The 21,377-nt window shown below is 36.6% G+C and carries 18 protein-coding genes and 2 other annotated features (1 of these 20 running past the window's edge); all 18 genes read left to right on the top strand.

Features of this window, described 5'->3' with window-relative positions; all coding sequences use genetic code 11:
- Positions 1-139 precede the first annotated feature (139 nt).
- The 18 genes from citZ to thrS all read left to right on the top strand — a co-directional run bounded on the left by citZ (position 140) and on the right by thrS (position 21,056).
- Positions 140-1,255 (top strand): citrate synthase, encoded by a 1,116-nt coding sequence (gene citZ / locus B5P40_RS14150; protein ID WP_431184000.1) that lies wholly within the window; start codon positions 140-142, stop codon positions 1,253-1,255.
- 160 nt (positions 1,256-1,415) lie between these two features.
- Positions 1,416-2,708: an NADP-dependent isocitrate dehydrogenase gene (gene icd, locus B5P40_RS14145; RefSeq protein WP_002088934.1), complete on the top strand. Its 1,293-nt coding sequence runs from the start codon at positions 1,416-1,418 to the stop codon at positions 2,706-2,708.
- 19 nt (positions 2,709-2,727) lie between these two features.
- Entirely contained in the window at positions 2,728-3,666 is a 939-nt protein-coding gene (mdh, locus tag B5P40_RS14140) for a malate dehydrogenase (protein WP_002034284.1), read from the top strand.
- 216 nt (positions 3,667-3,882) lie between these two features.
- Complete coding sequence (locus tag B5P40_RS14135; protein ID WP_002015489.1) at positions 3,883-4,356, top strand: MaoC/PaaZ C-terminal domain-containing protein; 474 nt, start codon at positions 3,883-3,885, stop codon at positions 4,354-4,356.
- Positions 4,357-4,451: 95 nt separating this feature from the next.
- Positions 4,452-4,688, top strand: coding sequence for a hypothetical protein (locus B5P40_RS14130; protein ID WP_002190853.1), 237 nt, complete (start codon positions 4,452-4,454; stop codon positions 4,686-4,688).
- A gap of 164 nt (positions 4,689-4,852) precedes the next feature.
- A complete protein-coding gene (gene phoP, locus B5P40_RS14125; RefSeq protein WP_002015484.1) occupies positions 4,853-5,572 on the top strand; it encodes a two-component system response regulator PhoP in 720 nt (239 codons plus the stop codon).
- Positions 5,565-7,328 carry a sensory box histidine kinase PhoR gene (gene phoR / locus B5P40_RS14120; RefSeq protein WP_002167588.1) on the top strand — a complete coding sequence of 588 codons (1,764 nt, stop codon included), beginning with the start codon at positions 5,565-5,567 and terminating at the stop codon, positions 7,326-7,328. The genes phoP and phoR overlap by 8 nt, the downstream gene beginning before the upstream one ends.
- 285 nt (positions 7,329-7,613) lie before the next feature.
- Positions 7,614-10,247, top strand: coding sequence for a DNA polymerase I (polA, locus tag B5P40_RS14115; protein ID WP_002190850.1), 2,634 nt, complete (start codon positions 7,614-7,616; stop codon positions 10,245-10,247).
- Positions 10,248-10,259: 12 nt separating this feature from the next.
- Entirely contained in the window at positions 10,260-11,090 is an 831-nt protein-coding gene (mutM, locus tag B5P40_RS14110; RefSeq protein ID WP_113709341.1) for a DNA-formamidopyrimidine glycosylase, read from the top strand.
- 72 nt (positions 11,091-11,162) lie between these two features.
- Positions 11,163-11,795, top strand: a complete 633-nt coding sequence (gene ytaF / locus B5P40_RS14105) for a sporulation membrane protein YtaF (protein ID WP_002190849.1) — start codon at positions 11,163-11,165, stop codon at positions 11,793-11,795.
- A gap of 53 nt (positions 11,796-11,848) precedes the next feature.
- Positions 11,849-12,451 carry a dephospho-CoA kinase gene (gene coaE, locus B5P40_RS14100; RefSeq protein ID WP_002129351.1) on the top strand — a complete coding sequence of 201 codons (603 nt, stop codon included), beginning with the start codon at positions 11,849-11,851 and terminating at the stop codon, positions 12,449-12,451.
- Positions 12,452-12,560: 109 nt separating this feature from the next.
- Positions 12,561-13,589: a glyceraldehyde-3-phosphate dehydrogenase gene (locus B5P40_RS14095; protein WP_002129350.1), complete on the top strand. Its 1,029-nt coding sequence runs from the start codon at positions 12,561-12,563 to the stop codon at positions 13,587-13,589.
- A gap of 385 nt (positions 13,590-13,974) precedes the next feature.
- On the top strand, positions 13,975-14,358 hold the full coding sequence (gene speD / locus B5P40_RS14090) for an adenosylmethionine decarboxylase (RefSeq protein WP_002003660.1): 384 nt from the start codon (positions 13,975-13,977) through the stop codon (positions 14,356-14,358).
- A 196-nt stretch (positions 14,359-14,554) separates the two neighbouring features.
- Positions 14,555-15,016 carry a transcriptional regulator NrdR gene (gene nrdR, locus B5P40_RS14085; RefSeq protein ID WP_001203686.1) on the top strand — a complete coding sequence of 154 codons (462 nt, stop codon included), beginning with the start codon at positions 14,555-14,557 and terminating at the stop codon, positions 15,014-15,016.
- 145 nt (positions 15,017-15,161) lie between these two features.
- Positions 15,162-16,568 (top strand): replication initiation and membrane attachment family protein, encoded by a 1,407-nt coding sequence (locus B5P40_RS14080; RefSeq protein ID WP_113709340.1) that lies wholly within the window; start codon positions 15,162-15,164, stop codon positions 16,566-16,568.
- 33 nt (positions 16,569-16,601) lie between these two features.
- Positions 16,602-17,540, top strand: coding sequence for a primosomal protein DnaI (gene dnaI / locus B5P40_RS14075; protein ID WP_002015473.1), 939 nt, complete (start codon positions 16,602-16,604; stop codon positions 17,538-17,540).
- A gap of 389 nt (positions 17,541-17,929) precedes the next feature.
- The gene (gene ytxC, locus B5P40_RS14070) at positions 17,930-18,811 is read left to right on the top strand and encodes a putative sporulation protein YtxC (protein WP_002190846.1); all 882 of its coding nucleotides are present in this window, start codon (positions 17,930-17,932) and stop codon (positions 18,809-18,811) included.
- A gap of 31 nt (positions 18,812-18,842) precedes the next feature.
- Positions 18,843-19,070, top strand: a binding site (T-box leader).
- A 48-nt stretch (positions 19,071-19,118) separates the two neighbouring features.
- Entirely contained in the window at positions 19,119-21,056 is a 1,938-nt protein-coding gene (gene thrS, locus B5P40_RS14065; RefSeq protein WP_002190845.1) for a threonine--tRNA ligase, read from the top strand.
- Positions 21,057-21,262: 206 nt separating this feature from the next.
- Positions 21,263-21,377, top strand: a sequence feature (ribosomal protein L20 leader region); it runs 6 nt beyond the window's last position.

Raw genomic sequence — 21,377 nt, 5'->3', positions numbered from 1 at the left:
GAGGGGAACATCGCAATAAATTTGCATGAACGTGCATTTTGCTTGCCTAAAGAGTGAACGAGCGTTCATAATTTATAAGGGGAGCAAATAGATATAAGGAGCAAGGTTGGGAGAATTTTCAGGAAAAGGAGAGAATGTCATGACTGTTATTCGAGGTTTAGAAGGGGTAGTAGCAACAACATCATCTGTGAGCTCTATTATTGATGATACATTAACTTATGTTGGGTATAATATTGATGATTTAGCTGAGAATGCTACGTTCGAAGAGGTAGTGTACTTATTATGGCACCGCAAGCTTCCTAACGAAAAAGAACTAGCGGAATTTAGTGGAACAGTATCTGAATACTATAAAGTACCAGGTGAGGTTTTAACATATTTGAAACAAGTAGATTTAAAAATCGCGCACCCGATGTCGGTTTTACGAACTGCGATTTCCATGCTATCATTATATGATGAGAGCGCTGAAATAATGGATGGAAAGTCTAATTATTTGAAAGCGGTTAAATTACAGGCTCAAGTCGGAACTTTAATTGCGGCTTATGCAAGAATTCGCAAAGGTTTAGATGTTGTTGAGCCAAGAAAAGATCTATCATTAGCTGCAAACTTCTTGTACATGTTAAATGATGGTGAGCCAAATGAAGTTGAAATTGAGGCTTTTGATAAGGCACTTGTACTTCATGCCGATCATGAGTTAAACGCTTCTACATTTACTGCACGTGTTTGCGTAGCTACACTTTCAGATGTGTATTCTGGTATTACGGCAGCAATCGGTGCATTAAAAGGTCCTCTTCACGGCGGGGCAAATGAAAATGTAATGAAGATGTTAACTGAAATTGGCGAAGAAGAAAATGTAGAATCATATATTCATAATGCTCTTCAAAATAAAGTGAAAATTATGGGATTTGGTCATCGCGTATATGAGCATGGTGATCCACGCGCGAAACACTTACGCGAAATGTCTAAGAGATTATGCGTGCTTTTAGGAGAAGACAAATGGTATAATATGTCTATCAAAATTGAAGACATTGTAACAAAAGAAAAAGGTCTTCCACCAAATGTTGATTTCTATTCAGCTTCTGTATACCATTGTTTAGGAATTGACCATGACTTATTTACACCTATCTTTGCAATTAGCCGTATGTCAGGCTGGTTAGCTCATATTCTAGAACAATATGAAAACAACCGTTTAATCCGTCCGCGTGCTGATTATGATGGACCGACACATCAAGTGTACGTTCCGCTAGCGCAACGATAAGCGAAAAACACTATTTTGATAGTGAAAATACGCTTTCAAAAGTCTGATTTTTTTGGGAAGATATAATGATTAGAATATTTAAATTTGAATAACGGTTTGAACTGAGGGGTTATTCCCTCAGTTTCATACATATGAAATTTCAAACATGGGGGTTATCACATTGACGACAGGTGAAAAAATTACTGTAACTAATGGTGTTATGAATGTACCAAACAATCCGATTATTCCATTTATCGAAGGAGATGGAATTGGTCCTGATATTTGGGCTGCAGCATCTCGCGTAATAGAAGCAGCAGTTGAAAAAGCTTATGATGGTGAGAAGAAAATCGTTTGGAAAGAAGTGCTTGCAGGGGAAAAAGCATTCAACCAAACAGGCGAGTGGTTACCAGAAGAGACTTTAAATTTAATTCGTGAATATTTAATCGCAATTAAAGGTCCACTTACAACTCCAGTTGGTGGTGGTATTCGTTCTCTAAACGTTGCGCTTCGTCAAGAATTAGATTTATATGTATGTCTACGTCCAGTTCGTTACTTTGAAGGTGTTCCTTCACCTGTAAAACGTCCGGAAGATACTGATATGGTTATTTTCCGTGAAAATACAGAAGACATTTACGCTGGAATTGAATATGCACAAGGTTCTCCAGAAGCAGAAAAAGTTCTTGCTTTCTTAAAAGAAGCAATGGGTGTTAATAAAATCCGCTTCCCAGAAACATCAGGGATTGGTATTAAACCAATTTCAGAGGAAGGGACAAAGCGTCTTGTTCGCGCTGCAATTCAATATGCAATTAACGAAAAACGCTCTTCTGTTACATTAGTTCATAAAGGAAACATTATGAAATTTACAGAAGGTGCTTTCAAAAACTGGGGTTACGAAGTAGCGGAACAAGAATTTGGCGACAAAGTATTTACTTGGGCTGAATATGATCGCATTGTTGAAAAAGATGGAAAAGATGCAGCGAATAAAGCGATGGCAGACGCTGAAGTGGCTGGGAAAATCATCGTAAAAGATTCTATTGCAGATATCTTCTTACAACAAATTTTAACTCGTCCACGTGAGTTTGATGTTGTTGCAACAATGAACTTAAACGGAGACTACATCTCTGATGCACTTGCTGCACAAGTAGGTGGAATTGGTATTGCACCTGGTGCAAACATTAACTATGTGACTGGACATGCTATCTTTGAAGCTACACATGGTACAGCTCCAAAATATGCAGGTTTAGATAAAGTAAATCCATCTTCAGTTCTTCTTTCAGGTGTATTATTATTAGAGCACTTAGGATGGAACGAAGCTGCGAATTTAGTAACTGATTCAGTTGAGAAAACAATTGAATCAAAAGTAGTAACTTATGATTTCGCGCGCTTAATGGAAGGTGCAACAGAAGTAAAATGTTCTGAGTTTGCTAATGAACTTATTAAAAACATGGATGTAGCGATAATCAAAAACGCATAATTAAAGCGGGGGGTAAATTATGACAATCAAACGCAAGAAAGTTTCAGTCATCGGTGCAGGATTTACAGGAGCAACAACAGCATTCTTATTAGCGCAAAAAGAACTTGCAGATGTTGTATTAGTGGACATTCCACAGCTGGAAAATCCAACAAAAGGGAAAGCGTTAGATATGTTAGAAGCGAGCCCAGTACAAGGTTTTGATGCTAACATTATTGGTACATCTGATTACGCAGATACTGCTGATTCTGACGTTGTCGTTATTACAGCAGGTATTGCGCGTAAGCCTGGTATGAGCCGTGATGACTTAGTAGCAACAAACTCTAAAATTATGAAAAGTATTACGCGCGACATTGCGAAACATTCACCAAATGCGATTATTCTTGTATTAACAAATCCAGTTGATGCAATGACATATTCTGTATTTAAAGAAGCAGGATTCCCGAAAGAGCGTGTTATCGGTCAATCGGGTGTATTAGATACAGCTCGTTTCCGTACATTTATTTCACAAGAGTTAAACCTTTCTGTGAAAGACATTACAGGATTTGTTCTTGGTGGACATGGTGACGATATGGTACCTCTTGTACGCTATTCCTATGCAGGTGGCATTCCGTTAGAAACATTAATTCCAAAAGAGCGTTTAGAAGCAATCGTAGAACGTACACGTAAAGGTGGCGGTGAGATTGTAGGCTTATTAGGAAACGGTAGTGCATATTACGCACCAGCAGCTTCTTTAGTTGAAATGACAGAAGCGATCTTGAAAGATCAACGCCGTGTATTACCAGCTATTGCGTACCTTGAAGGTGAATATGGTTATAGTGACCTTTACTTAGGGGTACCAGTAATTCTAGGTGGTAACGGAATTGAAAAAATTATTGAATTAGAACTTCTTGCAGATGAGAAAGAAGCGTTAGATCGCTCTGTAGAATCTGTACGTAACGTTATGAAAGTTCTTGTTTAATAATTAAATATAAGTGGAAAAAGATTCGGGGCCCCGAATCTTTTTCTACTATATATTGAAATGTTTTTTTGAAATAATATGAAAACGCTATCATTTGGTGTATCCTATAATGAAACTATAGACTTATACTATACATTGCCCTCATCACAGTAAATTTCGGATAAGGTATCGCTTTTAGTAGGATAATAAGGTGAAAAAATCGGAGGGGGTTGTAACATGTTAAAGAAAAAAGTTCAAATTGGTCGTAGAATGGATGAAATTACAGTAGGAGAGAAATTATCTATCACTGAAAAAATTGAGGATAAAGATTTGTTATTGTACTTAGGGTTAACGAATGATGCCAATCCATTATATATTCAGCATGATTACGCATCCCAAACTCCGTATGAAAAGCCGATTGTCCCAAGCATTATGCTAACGGGACTGATTACAACGGCGGTTACGAAATATTTACCAGGTCCAGGTAGTCATATTACTAGGAAGGACCTTACGTTCGTGAAACATGTTCACCATTATGAAACGTTACAAATCCACTTTGAAGTTGTGGCTGTTTCAGAGGAGGAACATACAATTGATATGCTTGTATTTGCTCATGATGAAAAAGGAGAAACTGTTGTAAAAGGTTCATTAACAGTAACACCACCTTTTAAATCTGTTTCCATTATGGAAAAAGCATTAGATAATTTTTAAAAAATGAAAGTTAGAATGATATAAAAGTAGCGTTAGTCATATTCTTATTAAGGGTATGCTAGCGCTACTTTTTGTTTGGAAAGGGTGATATAACTGTGAAATGGGAGAGGGAAGACATTATTTTTGAAACGATAAGAGAAGCTGAAGTATGGGCCGATTCAATCGCGAATGAAATGTATGGGAAAGTATTTGATGGATATGAAACAACAGATTATAAAATAGCGTATGCTCTTTCGTTTTTCCTAGCGCAAAATCGAGAGTTTATAGTTCATACGGAAGAAGAGTTTAAAAAAGATAGATTCATCTATAAAGTTTGGATAGCGACCGGATAGAGGGAATGAAGTTACGATTGCTTTTATTTTCCGAAACTCTAGTACAAACGAGCTCCATGAATAGACAATTATATTGAGGGAGACCTTGTTTTCTAGTATGATGAGAATAACGGGGAAAATACTAGGATGAAGAAGGTTTCAAGTCTATAACTTGGAGGAAAAGAATGAACAATCGTATTTTAGTAGTTGATGATGAGGAATTTATCTTAACTTTAATTGAATTTAATTTACAACAAGCTGGGTTTGAAGTTATTACAGCAATGGATGGAGAAATGGCGCTTCAAAAAGCGACTACAGAACGCCCAGATTTAATTATATTAGATTTAATGCTTCCAAAAATGGATGGTATGGAAGTTTGTAAAGAATTACGATTGCAGCGTATTATGACGCCGATTTTAATGTTAACAGCAAAAGATGATGAATTTGATAAGGTGCTAGGTCTTGAGCTTGGGGCTGATGATTATATGACGAAGCCATTTAGTCCAAGGGAAGTTGTTGCTCGTGTGAAGGCGATTTTGCGCCGTACGAAATTACAGCAGGAAGAACAAGTTTCAGAATCGCCAGATGAAGAGAGCATCAAAATTGCAGAGCTTAAAATTTTACCGGAGTTTTATGAAGCGTACTTCCAAGGAAGGAAACTGGAATTAACACCGAAAGAATTTGAGTTACTTGTTTATCTTGCGAAAAATAAAAGTCGTGTATTAACTCGTGACCAATTATTAAGTGCTGTATGGAATTATGATTTTGCCGGTGATACAAGAATTGTTGATGTCCATATTAGCCATTTGCGCGATAAAATTGAACAAAATACGAAAAAACCGACGTACATTAAAACGATACGTGGTTTAGGTTATAAATTAGAGGAGCCAAAAGTGGATGAATAAGTTTCGTTCCAGGCTTCTTTTTACATTTGTTTCTCTTATCGTTTTTATTTTAGTTGGACTAGGTGTATTATTAGAAACTGTATTTGAAAACTACTATATAGATCATGCTAAAGAGAGAATGATAAAAGAGACACAGTATGTTGCGGTATTAGCAGAAGAGCAAGGGTTTGATGCTGTTTTAAAAAAGCCTTATGTATTTGAAAAGTTAGAAGAAAAAATACCAGCTTCTATTATATTTGTTGATGAAAAAAAGAAAGTTCAATATAGCGGAGGGCAACCATCTGCATTTAATCAAGAGATGATTAAAGAACTTTCTTCTGAAGCAGCAAAACAACGAAGTAAAGTGATTACGCAAGAAACAGATCAAAAGAATGAATTTTATCATGCGGTGTTCGTTCAAGATCTAGCAGGAAAACAAGGATATATTTTGGTGAAAAGTACAATTGAGCCATTGAAAGACGTACATCAAAAAACGTGGGGATTATTAATTATAGGATTTGTTATCGCTTGTCTCGTAGTCGTATTTTTAGGTATGAAAATTACGGGGCAATATATTAGGCCGATTGAATCAGTTACGAAAGTTGCCATTGAATTAGCGAAGGGAAATTATAAAGCACGCGCTTATGAAAGTCATTCGGATGAAACAGGGATGCTGAGTAAAGCGATTAATATTTTAGCTCGTAATTTACAAGAGATGACTCTTGAGCAGGAAATGCAACAGGATCGTCTGCATACGTTAATTGAAAATATGGGAAGTGGAATGATTTTAATTGATAGCCGCGGTTATATAAACCTTGTAAACCGTTCTTATAAGGAAACTTTCCACGTAACAGATGAAGAATATTTAGATCGCTTATATTATGAATCATTTCACCATACAGAAATTATTGAGCTTGTGGAAGAAATCTTTATGACAGAAGTGAAAGTGCGTAAACAAATGTTATTGCCGCTTGGAATTGAGCGAAAGCACTTTGAAGTATATGGAGCGCCGATTATCGGGACGAACCATGAATGGAAAGGTATTGTTCTTGTGTTCCATGACATAACAGAGTTAAAGAAATTAGAACAAATGAGAAAAGACTTTTTAGCGAATGTTTCTCATGAACTAAAGACGCCAATTACTTCTATTAAAGGTTTTTCAGAAACGCTCTTGGATGGGGCTATGGATAATAAAAAATTCTGCGAACATTTCTTACATATTATTTTAAAAGAAAGTGAACGCATGCAAGGATTAATTGAAGATTTATTAGACTTGTCAAAGATTGAGCAACAAGGGTTTAAACTAAATATGGGGACCGTTGATATGAAGGAACTTCTTGAAGATATTCATATGGTGCTTGATAATAAAGCGGGAGAAAAAGAAATCTCTTTACAAGTGAATGCATTGAAACGAGTTTCCGTTATTGGAGATCCAGGCCGCTTGAAACAAATCTTTATTAATTTAATTAATAACGCGATTGTATATACACCGGCTGGAGGCGTTGTTTCTGTTGAATTGGCAGAAGATAAATATAATGCTTATATAAAAGTATCTGATACTGGAATTGGTATTAGTAAAGAGGAAATCCCACGTATTTTTGAACGCTTTTACCGAGTGGATAAAGCAAGAAGTAGAAATACGGGTGGAACGGGTCTTGGTTTATCAATCGTAAAACATTTAGTTGAAGCGCATCAAGGTACGATTACAGTGGATAGTGAGGTTGGGGAAGGAACAACATTTACAGTTGTTTTACCAAAATCAGCTACTGAAAAATAGGATGAAGGATATTTACAATATATTAACAATGGCTTAATTAAATATTAATAAAGCTCTGTTAATATAATATATGAAAACCCCTTCATCCAAGGAGTAATTTTGGACGAGAGTAGTTATGCTATTCTCGTCACTTCCCTTTATGCCAATGTAAGTCTGTTTATATATGATAGAAAAAAACCGTTATTTTTCTTCTCTCTATTAGTCATGTTAATATAGAGAGAGGACAGGAACGGTTTTTTTTCTGTGGAAAAAACCGTTTCAAATATGTATGGGGAGGTTTGTAGTTTGGAAAAAAAAGTCGTATTAGTAGATGGTAATAATATCGCGTATCGTGCTTTCTTTGCACTACCGCTTTTAAATAACGACAAAGGTATACATACGAACGCAATTTATGGTTTTACAATGATGTTAATGAGGATACTAGAGGAAGAAAAACCGACGCATATGCTTGTGGCGTTTGATGCGGGGAAAACAACATTCCGTCATAAAACGTATAGTGATTACAAGGGAGGGCGTCAAAAGACTCCACCTGAGTTATCAGAGCAATTCCCGTTTATTCGTGAGGTGCTTGATGCATTCAATGTACCGCGTTATGAGCTGGAAAATTATGAAGCGGATGACATTATGGGAACGTTAGCGAAAGAAGCGAGTGAGCAAGGGTTTCATGTTAAAGTTATTTCAGGAGATAAAGATTTACTGCAACTTGTTTCAGATAATACACTCGTATGTATTCCTCGCAAAGGTATTACGGAAGTAGATGAATATACGAAAGAAGCTTTATTTGAGAAATATAGCTTATCACCAAAGCAAATTATCGATATGAAAGGTTTAATGGGAGACCAATCGGATAACATTCCAGGTGTACCAGGTGTTGGTGAGAAGACAGCCATTAAATTATTAACGCAATTTGAAACGGTAGAAGCAGTATATGAAAACTTAGATCAAGTGAGTGGAAAGAAATTAAAAGAAAAGTTAGAAGCGAATAAAGAACAAGCTCTTATGAGTAAAGAACTTGCGACTATTATTACAGACGCACCGATTACTGTGCATGTAGATGATATGGAATATAAAGGGTATGAACCAAACGATTTGATTCCAATGTTCGAGAATTTAGGATTTACATCCCTTTTAAATAAGTTAGGTGTTACGCCGGAGGAAACGGCTCCAGCTGAATTAGATGATATTACATTTGATATTGTAGAAGAAGTTGCAGAAGAAATGCTTCAGCAAGATAGTGCGCTTATTGTTGAAGTGCAAGAAGATAATTATCATAAAGCCGATATTCAAGGTTTTGGTATTCAAAATGAAAATGGTTGTTACTTCATTCCAGCCGATGTTGCTCTTAAATCGGATGCTTTTAAAGAGTGGCTTGCAAATGGAGAAATGAGAAAACATACATTTGATGCGAAGCGTGCTATCGTTGCTCTCAAGTGGAAAGGTGTAGATATTCAAGGGATTGACTTTGATTTATTAATTGCCGCTTATTTACTTGATCCAGCCGATACAGATAAAGATTTCCGTACTGTAGCGAAAATGAAAGAAACGCATGCCGTAAAATCTGACGAAGAAGTTTACGGGAAAGGTGCGAAGCGTGCTGTTCCGGGGCTAGAGGTAGTAGCGGAGCATGTAGCTCGTAAAGTGCATGTATTATATGATGTAAAGCAAACGTTCTTAGAAGAATTAAAAAAGAACGAGCAATATGAATTATTTACGGAATTAGAATTACCACTTGCACGTGTATTAGCTGATATGGAAGTGAAAGGTGTAAAAGTTGATACGGATCGTCTTCGTAATATGGGAGAAGAACTTGCAGGTAGATTAAAGGAAATGGAACAGGAAATTTATAAGCTTGCGGGAACAGAATTTAATATTAATTCACCGAAGCAACTTGGGGTTATTCTGTTTGAGAATTTAAACTTACCAGTTATTAAAAAGACGAAAACAGGTTATTCTACGTCGGCGGATGTATTAGATAAACTTATGGATCGTCATGAAATTATTCCAAATATTTTACATTACCGTCAATTAGGAAAGCTAAATTCAACTTACATTGAAGGTTTATTGAAAGTTGTACATGAAGATTCATCTAAAATCCATACTCGTTTTAATCAAGTGTTAACGCAAACAGGTCGATTAAGTTCAACAGATCCGAACTTACAAAATATCCCGATTCGCTTAGAAGAAGGAAGAAAGATTCGTCAGGCATTCGTTCCATCAGAAGAAGGATGGATCATGTACGCGGCTGATTATTCACAAATCGAACTTCGTGTGCTTGCTCACATTGCAAAAGATCCAGGGTTAGTTGAAGCGTTCCAACATGACATGGATATTCATACGAAAACAGCTATGGATGTATTTGGTGTTGGGAAAGATGAAGTAACATCTAACATGAGACGACAAGCAAAAGCTGTTAACTTCGGAATTGTGTATGGTATTAGTGATTATGGTCTTTCGCAAAACTTAGGAATTACAAGAAAAGCAGCAGCGGAATTTATTGAAAAGTATTTAGAAAGTTTCCCTGGTGTACAAGAATACATGGATGAAATCGTAAAAGATGCGAAACAAAAAGGATATGTGGTTACATTATTAAATCGTCGCCGTTATATTCCGGAAATTACGAGTCGTAATTTCAATTTACGTAGCTTTGCTGAGCGTACAGCTATGAATACACCAATTCAAGGTAGTGCGGCTGATATTATTAAAAAAGCGATGATTATTATGGCAGATCGTCTAGAAGAAGAAGGATTACAAGCGCGTCTTCTTCTGCAAGTACACGATGAATTGATATTTGAAGCACCAAAAGAAGAAATTGAAAAATTAGAGAAGCTTGTACCTGAAGTAATGGAGCATGCAATTGAACTAGCCGTTCCATTGAAAGTTGATTATTCTTACGGTCCAACTTGGTACGATGCGAAATAAGGACGTGATGAAATGCCGGAATTACCAGAGGTTGAAAACGTTAGACGGACGCTTGAAAATCTTGTAACAGGAAAAACGATTGAAGATGTCGTTATTACTTATCCCAAAATAGTAAAACGACCGGATGATGCAGAAATTTTTAAAGAAATGCTAAGAGGCGAGACAATTGAAAATATAAAGCGAAGAGGTAAGTTTTTGCTTTTGTATGTAACGAACTATGTAATTGTTTCACATTTGCGCATGGAAGGTAAGTTTTTACTTCATCAAGAGGATGAGCCGATTGATAAACATACGCACGTCCGTTTCTTATTTACAGATGGAACTGAATTACATTATAAAGATGTGAGAAAGTTTGGTACGATGCATCTCTTTAAGAAAGGTGAAGAGTTGAATCAAATGCCTCTTGCAGATTTAGGACCAGAGCCATTTGATGCTGAATTGACACCGCAGTACTTACAAGAAAGATTGCAAAAGACAAATCGCAAAATAAAAGTCGTATTATTAGATCAGCGTCTTTTAGTAGGGCTTGGAAATATATATGTAGATGAAGTATTATTCCGTTCGCAAATTCATCCAGAACGAGAAGCCGCATCTTTAGCAGAAGAAGAAATAGAAAGAATTTACGAGGCGATTGTTACAACGCTGGGCGAAGCTGTTAAGCGAGGCGGAAGTACAATTAGAACGTATATTAATTCACAAGGACAAATTGGTTCGTTCCAGGAACTTCTAAATGTATATGGGAAAAAAGGAGAACCGTGTGTGACTTGCGGTACGCTATTAGAAAAAACAGTTGTTGGCGGAAGGGGAACACATTACTGCCCAATTTGCCAACCTAGAATATAGAAAAGGGATAACATCGGATAGGCATTTGTCATATACATAGAGCAGAGCTATGTATAAGGGAGGAGCTTACCGATGTACCTTTATTTATCTCTTATTTTATTAGCTTTTACATTAAGCTTAGATAGCTGTAGTGTAGGGCTAACATACGGGTTAAGGAGCGTAAGAATTCCACTAAGATCAATTATAATTATCGGGATCTGTTCAGCAGCTGTAATGCTCGTTTCCATGGGAATTGGACATATGATCGCGAAAATATTTTCACCTGTTATCGCAACGCGTATCGGCGGATTTGTTCTTATTGGAATAGGTATTTGGGTATTATATCAATTTTTTCGAAGTGATAAAAAAGAAGAACCGAAGCAAGAGGAGAAGGTTTGGAAACTAGAAATTGCTTCGCTAGGGTTAGTGATTCAAATTTTGCGGAAGCCGACTGTTGCGGATTTTGATAAATCAGGAACTATCTCTGCAGGAGAAGCGTTACTTCTTGGTATTGCTCTTTCTATAGATTCGTTTGGTGCTGGAATTGGTGCATCTTTATTAGGTTATGCACCCGCGATGATGGCGGCATTAGTCGCGGTTATGAGTTCTTTATTTTTATTTATTGGAATGAAGCTCGGTACGATTTTATCAAATATGAAATGGTTACAAAAATTTACATTTCTGCCTGGGGTATTACTCATTATTATTGGAATTTGGAAAATGTAAGTATGGGCGTGGAACATTAGTTTCGCGCCTTTAATATTGTGAGGAGGATTATTATGACAGTAGTAATTGGATTAACAGGAGGCATTGCAAGCGGAAAAAGTACGGTATCAGAAATGTTTCGTGAAATGAGTATACCGGTTATTGATGCAGATATTATTGCGCGAGAAGTTGTAGAACGAGGAAAACCGGCATATAACAAAATTGTAGAGGTGTTCGGAACGGAAGTGTTACAAAAAGATGGAGAGCTTGATCGACCAAAGCTTGGGAGTGTCGTTTTTTATAATGAAGAAAAACGATTGCAGTTAAACGAAATTGTTCATCCTGCAGTGCGTGAAGAAATGAATGCACAAAAGGAGATGTACATAAAAGAAAGTATGCAAGCGGTTGTGTTAGATATCCCTCTTTTGTTTGAAAGTAAATTAACAAATCTCGTTGATCGTGTTTTAGTTGTAGCAGTCACACCGAATACGCAATTGGAACGTTTAATGAAACGAAATAACTTTTCAGAAGAAGAAGCAACGGCTCGTATTCAATCTCAAATGCCATTAGAAGAAAAAGTAAAGAAGGCAGATGAGGTAATTTATAATGATGGCACAATTACTGGAACGAAAACACAATTAGCTTCTATTTTGAAAGAATGGAACATTATTGATTAAAAAATTGTGAAATTAATGAAAATGCTTAGTGACATATCTCCTTTTTGTGTTATACTATTATTGGGATTGGAGATAAATAGTATAACGCATTCAAGGGGGATAACATATTATGACTCGTGTGGCAATTAATGGATTTGGACGTATCGGGAGAATGGTATTTCGTCAAGCAATAAAAGAAAGCGCATTCAAAATTGTAGCAATAAATGCAAGCTATCCATCAGAAACGTTAGCGCATTTAATTAAATATGATACAGTTCATGGAAAGTTTGACGGAACAGTGGAAGCATTTGAAGATCACTTACTAGTTGATGGGAAAATGATTCGCCTTTTAAACAACCGCGATCCAAAGGAGTTGCCTTGGAAAGATCTAGGTGTTGAAGTTGTAATTGAAGCAACTGGTAAATTTAACTCGAAAGAAAAAGCAATTCTTCATGTTGAAGCTGGAGCGAAAAAAGTTATTTTAACAGCACCTGGTAAAAATGAAGATGTAACAATCGTAGTTGGTGTGAACGAAGACCAATTAGATATTACAAAGCATACTGTTATTTCAAATGCATCTTGTACAACAAACTGTTTAGCGCCTGTTGTAAAGGTGTTAGATGAGCAGTTCGGAATTGAAAACGGTTTAATGACAACTGTTCATGCTTATACAAATGACCAAAAAAATATTGATAACCCACATAAAGATTTAAGAAGAGCGCGTGCTTGCGGACAGTCTATCATTCCAACAACGACGGGTGCTGCAAAAGCGCTAGCAAAAGTTCTTCCACACTTAAACGGAAAACTTCATGGTATGGCACTTCGTGTACCAACACCAAACGTGTCTCTTGTTGACCTAGTAGTAGACGTAAAACGTGATGTAACAGTTGAAGATATTAATGAAGCGTTCAAAACTGTTGCAAACGGTGCATTAAAAGGAATTGTAGAATTCAGCGAAGAGCCTTTAGTGTCTATCGATTTTAATACAAATACACACTCAGCTATTATTGATGGTTTGTCTACAATGGTAATGGGTGATCGTAAAGTGAAAGTACTTGCTTGGTATGATAACGAGTGGGGCTACTCTCGTCGTGTTGTAGATCTTGTAACGTTAGTTGTTGATGAATTAGCGAAACAAAAAAATGTGCAACATATTTAAGTGAACGAGAGAGGGCAAGTGAAAATTTGCCCTCTTTTTTATTTTTTTCTGAAAAGGAAAAAAATTATATAAGTATATTTTTAAATAGTGGACATACCACGAAACGTTGGGATTACTGTATTCGTGAATCATTAATCTTTTTTAGGGAAAAGTAAAGAGGAAAATATGACAGAAAATCGAAAAAACTGTTGTTGCAAAATGAAAATAAACAAAGTATACTAACACTCGTAAACTTAAGAGCTGAGGTACGTAGTCACTACTTAAAGGGTTAGGACCTCTCTGGACTAACTTTCCCCCGTGGTAGTGGAGCAAGCCAAATTGCAAATTAGTTTTCAATTCGAACAGTTAGAATAAATTTACAAGGGGGAACTGTAGAATGGATACTATGGATACGATGGGTCGTCACGTGATTGCTGAACTTTGGGATTGCGATTTCGACAAGCTTAATGACATGCCGTATATTGAACAATTATTTGTGGATGCAGCACTAAGAGCTGGTGCTGAAGTACGTGAGGTTGCTTTTCATAAATTTGCACCGCAAGGTGTAAGTGGAGTAGTAATTATCTCGGAATCACATTTAACAATTCATAGCTTTCCGGAGCACGGTTACGCAAGTATTGATGTTTATACTTGTGGGGATCGTATTGATCCAAATGTTGCTGCAGAATATATTGCAGAAGGTTTAAACGCGAAAACGCGTGAGAGCATCGAGCTTCCTCGAGGCACTGGTAGCTTCGAAATTAAGCAGAGAGAAACAAAAGCTCTTTAAAAAAGAACATAATTGATTTAAAATGTAAAGAGGTGTATAATGCACCTCTTTTTTAGTTTATATAAAATAGGATCACGATATGTAATAACTTAGAGTGGTCATTGTAGAAGAATGAGTTATATAATATTGTATATATATTTTCACATGTAGGTGAGTAGCGAAAGAATAAAGATTATAGTGTAAAGGAGTGAATGAATTGCGTTGTCCATCCTGTTTTCATAATGGAACAAGAGTGTTAGATTCGCGTCCGGTAGACGAGGGGCGCTCTATTCGAAGAAGAAGAGAGTGTGAAAGTTGTTTAAGTCGCTTTACGACATTTGAAAGAGTAGAAGAATCACCTCTTATCGTTGTTAAAAAAGAAGGAACACGAGAAGAGTTTAATAAAGAGAAAATTTTACGCGGTTTAATTAAAGCGTGTGAAAAAAGACCTGTATCTTTAAGGCAGTTAGAGGAAGTAACACAAAGTGTGGAGCGTGAACTTCGTAACTTAGGTATATCAGAAGTGAAAAGTGATATGATTGGTGAAATTGTTATGGAAGAACTTCGTGATATTGATGATGTTGCTTACGTACGTTTTGCTTCTGTGTATCGTCAATTTAAAGATTTAAATGTATTTATTGAAGAATTAAAAGATATACTGCAAAAAGAGAGAGAGTAGAAGGAATCTCTTTATATACTGTAAGTAAACGAGATAAGAGAGCTAGAAGCGGAAGCTAATAGCTCTTTTTCGCTAATAAATTATATAATAAAGATAGAACGAGTGAAATGTAGGCTAGATTGGATGAGAGAAAGGAAAAGCAAGAATGGAAAAACAGTCATGGATGGAGCTATTGCCGATTGATCGTTATAAAGTAAGTGCGAAAGGGTTGTTACATAATTACGACCGGAAAGTATTAACGATGTTGTATCAGCCGTTAATAGGTAGTAGAGCTTTTAGCTTATACATGACACTATGGGGAGAGTTAGAGCAAGATCGTGTGTTTGGAAAAGAGAATACACATCACTCCCTTATGGTGACTATGCAAATGCAACTTCCTGAAATATATGGGGAACGAGTAAAGTTAGAAGCGATTGGTCTTTTAAATGTATATATTAAGAAAGAAAAAGATATTCGGATGTTTATATATGAATTGCAACCACCTTTATCTCCGAAGCAGTTTTTTGATGATATTGTTTTAAGTATCTTTTTATATAATCGCTTGAGTCGGACAAAATACAACCAAGTAAAGCAATATTTCTTAGAAGAAGAATTCGATTTTGCTTCTTATGAAAATGTTACGCGCTCCTTCAACGATATATTTGATTCGTTTAACCCAGGTCAGTTTGAATATGCGCAAGAAGAACTGCGTATCCCGAAAACGACAATTATGCCAAGTAACGAGAATGGGGATGCTCCGAAAGTTTGGAACGATTTCTTTGATTTCTCGTTATTTGTAGACGGACTATCAGCCCTTGTTCCTAAAAAGGCGATTACAGATCAAGTGAGAGAATGTGTTATTACACTCGCTTATGTGTACGGTGTGGATGTGTTATCGATGCAAAATATCGTTCTTGGCGCAGTGACAGAAGTGCAAACAATTGATATCGAAAGGCTTCGGAAGGGAGCACGCGATTGGTATCAATTCGAAAATGGTCAAGCGTTACCTGTATTAAGTGAAAGAGTGCAACCTCATGCTGCTCGTACAATGAAAGAGAAAGAGCCATCTACGCAAGAAGAGATGCTAATGAAACAGTTAGAGGAAATCTCGCCAAAACAACTATTGAAAGAGATTTCAGGCGGTGCAGAGGCGACGAAAGCGGACTTGCAAATCGTTGAGGATGTAATGATAAATCAAAAGTTAACGCCAGGGGTTGTGAATGTACTTATTTATTACGTTATGCTACGCTCAGATATGAAGCTTGCTAAAACGTATGTCGAGAAGATTGCTGGACATTGGGCGCGAAAAAAGGTCGGTACAGTAGGCGAGGCGATGGCGCTAGCGAAAGAAGAGAATCGTCAATATCAAGAGTGGGCTGAGACGAAGAAAAAAGGTCGTACAGCGAAGAAAACAGTGCGAAAAGAAATGGTGCCAGATTGGCTTAAAGAAGAGTCGAAAGAAGAAGAGAAAGAACCTGCAAAAAATGACGTAAGTGCGAAAAAAGATGCAAGTACGTTAGAAGATGAACGGAAACGATTAGAAGAAGTATTGAAAAAATATAAGCGTGATTAATAAAAGAAAATGAACGCTCTTTGAGGTGAGAAAATGGAGCATATTCAAAATTCATTTACGAAATTAATGGAAAATAAAAACTTTAAAAATAGATATGAAGTCTTAAAGGCAGAAGTGATGGCGCACCCTCGTGTGAAAGAATTTATAGACGAACATAAAGGTGAAGTAACGACTTCTATGATTGAACGAAGTCTTGTGAAGTTATATGAATATATTGGACAAAGTGTAGGGTGTGCGGATTGTCCAGATTTAGGGTCATGTAAAAATATGCTACAAGGATATGAGCCGAAGCTCGTCATTCAAGGTAAGATGATTGATATTCAATACGATCGTTGTATTAGAAAAGTAGCATATGATGAGAGAAAAAAATATGAAAAACTCGTTCAAAGTGTATATATGCCAGTTGACATTTTGCAGGCAACTATGGAAAATTTAGACCCTTCAGATTTAGATGCACGTATTGATGCAATAGGTGCAACGAATGAATTTTTAAACACATACGAACCAGGTAAAAAAGCACAAGGTTTATATTTGTACGGTAAATTTGGTGTAGGGAAAACGTATCTTTTAGGGGCAATTGCAAATGAGCTTGCGCGAAAGAAAATTAGTTCGATGCTCGTATACTTCCCTGAATTTTTACGTGAAATCAAAAGTTCGATTCAAGATAATTCGATTAGCGGAAAGATTGATGCTGTCAAACGTGTACAAGTATTAATGTTAGATGATATCGGGGCAGAAGCGATGTCAAGTTTTGTACGTGATGATGTACTCGGTGCAATCTTGCAATTCCGTATGTTGGAAAACTTACCGACGTTCTTTACATCTAACTTTGATTTCAAACAGTTGGAACATCATTTAACGTATACACAGCGCGGTGAAGCAGAAGAGATGAAAGCGGCCCGTATTATGGAACGAATTAAATATTTAGCGAAGCCAATCCCAATTGGCGGGAAAAATCGTCGTAATAAGTAAAGAGCGAGCTGAGAAGCTTGCTCTTTTTTATCCCGCTATTGGCGGGCAGTAAGACTCCCACCTCAAAATTCGGCTGTAAAGCAAAGAAGTTAGGTGGGAGCCCTGCTGCCCGTAAAAGCCCGATTGGTGCGGGCTAATAATCAGTGGAGGATGGACAAAACCTCCACTGATTAAAGTTTCACTTTATTTTAATCATTTTTTCAGAGTAGCTTGTATCATTTTTTTCTCCCTCCCTTAATATATATAAAATTAGCAAGCCATATCGAGTGGATGTTCTAACGATGGGAGATAGGTTTCTACTAAGAGTGAACTTCCATAGATCGGACTCTTATAGGATTTGTAACGTATAGATGCAATCCTTTAGAGCGGGGATAAAAGGGGGGACAAAAGTGATTGAAATTTGCTTCGAAGAAAAAAATGATGCTGTGTACGTATACAGACAACTAACGAAAAGAACAGAATCCTTATATAAGGAAACAAGTGTATATTTAAATGAACAAAAGGTTGTTATTCATATACCATTATGTGAATCAAATTATATTGAAAAGATTTTATTGCCAGTATTACTATATTTCATTATGAATGTGAAACAAAATGAATGGATTCATACCATTTTAAAGGAAAAGTTTTTTTATGAAGAACAAGAAGAGTGTCATCAAATATTGCATATGGCACATGAGATTTTAAAGGAAAGAAGAAAAGGAGTAGCTAGTGATTTAACACGTCAAAAATTTGAATCTTATATTGCGTCGTCTTTGAATGATTGGCTTTGTGATCCGCTCTCATTCTCGTTTTCATCATACGTTCGTTTTCGTCTTCGTACATATAGGGAAATGGTAACTAAGCTTGCTGAAGTTGCAATTGATGAGTATAAGATGGAGCAGGAATACCAAATATTCATTGAGACACTTCGCCAACAAGTAAGTAGCCGGAAATCACGTTTGTCCTGTGTACATCTTATTTTTGATGAAAGTTTTATTTTCTATGATGATAAAGGTAGGCGTTTAAAACAGGAGAAATTGGTTCAATATATAGATGAAGAATTATTAAAGAAACAGGATGTATATATCGATACGAAAGTAATTGCACCACTTCTTTCTATTTCGCCGAAAAAGATTTATTTATATACGAAAGAACAAGATCATAACATGATTGTTACTTTGCGAAATGTATTTCAGGAACGGGTCCAATTACATGGTTTGCATGAGTTTGAGCGCAATGTGAAAAATTTAAAAAATAAAGGTAACGCCCTTGATTTTCTAAGTTTTTGAGCATATAATTACCTACATAAATGAAATATATTGAAATGTCATGATGAGGACATGAGTAGTTATCTACGATTTTCAGAGAGGGAAGCCTTAGGGTGCGAGCTTCCTAGTACGGGATTATTACTTACCACCTCTAAACTTTAGCAGTGAACGTTTTTCTAGTAATTGCTAACGGACAACACCGTTATGTTGAACTTGAGCAATTAACAATAAGGTTAATTGGAACAAGGGTGGAACCACGAATTCAACACTCGTCCCTTTTTATGGGATGAGTGTTTTTTATTTTGAAAAAAAAGAGGAGTGACCAGTGATGGCAGATGTAGTTAAAATTACTTTCCCTGATGGAGCTGTGAAGGAGTTTCCAAAAGGAGTAACAACTGAAGAAATCGCAGCTTCTATTAGCCCAGGCTTAAAGAAAAAAGCTGTGGCTGGAAAATTAAACGATGAGATGATCGATCTTGTTACACCAATCGAAGAAGATGGTGCAGTTTCTATTATTACATTAGATTCTGAAGATGGCTTATATATTTTACGCCACTCAACAGCTCACCTTTTAGCACAAGCGTTAAAACGTTTATATAAAGATGTTAAGCTTGAGCTTGGCATTGGTCCAGTAATCGAAAATGGCTTCTACTACGATATTGATATGGAAGAAGCAATTACAGTTGAGGACTTCAAGAAAATCGAAAAAGAAATGCAAAAAATCGTGAACGAAAACTTAGAAATCGTTCGTCATGAAGTACCACGTGCAGAAGCACTTCGTCGCTTTGAAGAAATCGGCGATGAGTTAAAATTAGATTTAATTAACGATCTTCCAGAAGATGCAGTTATTTCAATTTATGAGCAAGGCGAATTCTTCGACCTATGCCGTGGTGTTCATCTTCCATCTACAGGGAAAATTAAAGTATTTAAATTATTAAGTGTTGCAGGTGCTTACTGGCGCGGCGACAGCAATAATAAAATGTTACAACGTATTTACGGTACTGCATTCGTTAAGAAAGCAGAATTAGATGAGCACTTACGTATGCTTGAAGAAGCGAAAGAGCGCGATCACCGTAAATTAGGTAAAGAGTTAAAACTATTTACTAATAGCCAAAAAGTAGGACAAGGGTTACCACTTTGGTTACCAAAAGGTGCAACAATTCGCCGTATTATCGAGCGTTACATCGTTGATAAAGAAGCAAGCTTAGGCTATGATCACGTATACACTCCAGTATTAGGAAGTAGAGAGCTTTATGAAACTTCTGGTCACTGGAACCATTACCGTGATGGCATGTTCCCATCAATGGAAATGGATAATGAAGAGTTAGTTCTTCGTCCAATGAACTGCCCTCACCATATGATGGTTTATAAAAATGATATTCACAGCTACCGTGAATTACCAATCCGTATTGCGGAACTTGGAACAATGCACCGCTATGAAATGTCTGGAGCATTATCTGGATTACAACGTGTACGCGGAATGACTTTAAATGATGCGCACATTTTCGTTCGTCCAGATCAAATTAAAGAAGAATTAAAACGTGTTGTAAACTTAACGTTAGAAGTGTACAAAGATTTTGGTTTAGAAAACTATTCATTCCGTCTATCTTATCGTGACCCAGCAGATACTAAAAAGTATTATGCTGATGATGAGATGTGGGAAAAAGCACAAGGTATGTTAAAAGAAGCTATGGATGAAATGGGTCTTGATTACTATGAAGCTGAAGGTGAAGCGGCATTCTATGGTCCGAAACTTGACGTTCAAGTTCGTACTGCTCTTGGAAAAGACGAAACACTTTCAACTGTACAATTAGACTTCTTACTTCCAGAACGCTTTGAATTAACTTACGTTGGTGAAGACGGTAAACAACATCGTCCAGTTGTAATTCACCGTGGTGTTGTATCAACTATGGAACGTTTCGTAGCCTTCTTAATTGAAGAATACAAAGGCGCATTCCCAACTTGGTTAGCTCCAGTTCAGGCGCAAGTAATTCCAGTTTCTCCGCAAGTACATTTAGACTATGCGAAGAAAGTACAAGATGAATTACGACGTGCTGGTATCCGTGTTGAATTAGACACTCGTGAAGAGAAAATTGGTTACAAAATCCGTGAAGCACAAATGCAAAAGATTCCGTACATGCTTGTAGTAGGTGACAATGAAGTTACTGAAAATGGCGTTAACGTACGTAAATATGGTGAACAAAAATCAGAAACAATCGCATTAGATGCGTTTGTTGACATGATTAAGGTAGAAGGAAAACGATAAGAAAGAGCCGCGGTATACCGCGGCTTTTTTATGTATTATAAAAAAGAAAATCTAGAAAAAATAACCAAACAATACTTATCATAAAAAAGTATTGCAAGTATGCTGGTTGTTTGTTACAATATTTCTTGTTGTTAGTAAAACACATCGCGTCTTCTTGACAGACGTCATGTCCTATGATAAACTCATCAAGGATAATAGAATATGGTTTTGACAAGTAGAAGCACCCGCTTCTCACCTGATGGACGCATTCGCAGTTAGCAGGTAAATGTATTTCTTACTAAAGATATTACAAGTGTGGGTGCCGTGTGCCCGCACTTTTTT

Origin of the sequence: Bacillus sp. SRB_8 (assembly GCF_003264205.1) — a bacterium.
GTDB lineage: Bacteria > Bacillota > Bacilli > Bacillales > Bacillaceae_G > Bacillus_A > Bacillus_A mycoides.
This window is presented reverse-complemented; position numbering and strand designations above follow the sequence as displayed.

Coding starts and splice junctions, on each gene's coding strand:
- dnaI (WP_002015473.1), top strand. CDS start 16,602: ATGGAGCATATTCAAAATTCATTTACGAAATTAATGGAAAATAAAAAC.
- citZ (WP_431184000.1), top strand. CDS start 140: ATGACTGTTATTCGAGGTTTAGAAGGGGTAGTAGCAACAACATCATCT.
- mdh (WP_002034284.1), top strand. CDS start 2,728: ATGACAATCAAACGCAAGAAAGTTTCAGTCATCGGTGCAGGATTTACA.
- phoR (WP_002167588.1), top strand. CDS start 5,565: ATGAATAAGTTTCGTTCCAGGCTTCTTTTTACATTTGTTTCTCTTATC.
- B5P40_RS14135 (WP_002015489.1), top strand. CDS start 3,883: ATGTTAAAGAAAAAAGTTCAAATTGGTCGTAGAATGGATGAAATTACA.
- thrS (WP_002190845.1), top strand. CDS start 19,119: ATGGCAGATGTAGTTAAAATTACTTTCCCTGATGGAGCTGTGAAGGAG.
- coaE (WP_002129351.1), top strand. CDS start 11,849: ATGACAGTAGTAATTGGATTAACAGGAGGCATTGCAAGCGGAAAAAGT.
- speD (WP_002003660.1), top strand. CDS start 13,975: ATGGATACGATGGGTCGTCACGTGATTGCTGAACTTTGGGATTGCGAT.
- B5P40_RS14095 (WP_002129350.1), top strand. CDS start 12,561: ATGACTCGTGTGGCAATTAATGGATTTGGACGTATCGGGAGAATGGTA.
- B5P40_RS14080 (WP_113709340.1), top strand. CDS start 15,162: ATGGAAAAACAGTCATGGATGGAGCTATTGCCGATTGATCGTTATAAA.
- ytaF (WP_002190849.1), top strand. CDS start 11,163: ATGTACCTTTATTTATCTCTTATTTTATTAGCTTTTACATTAAGCTTA.
- mutM (WP_113709341.1), top strand. CDS start 10,260: ATGCCGGAATTACCAGAGGTTGAAAACGTTAGACGGACGCTTGAAAAT.
- phoP (WP_002015484.1), top strand. CDS start 4,853: ATGAACAATCGTATTTTAGTAGTTGATGATGAGGAATTTATCTTAACT.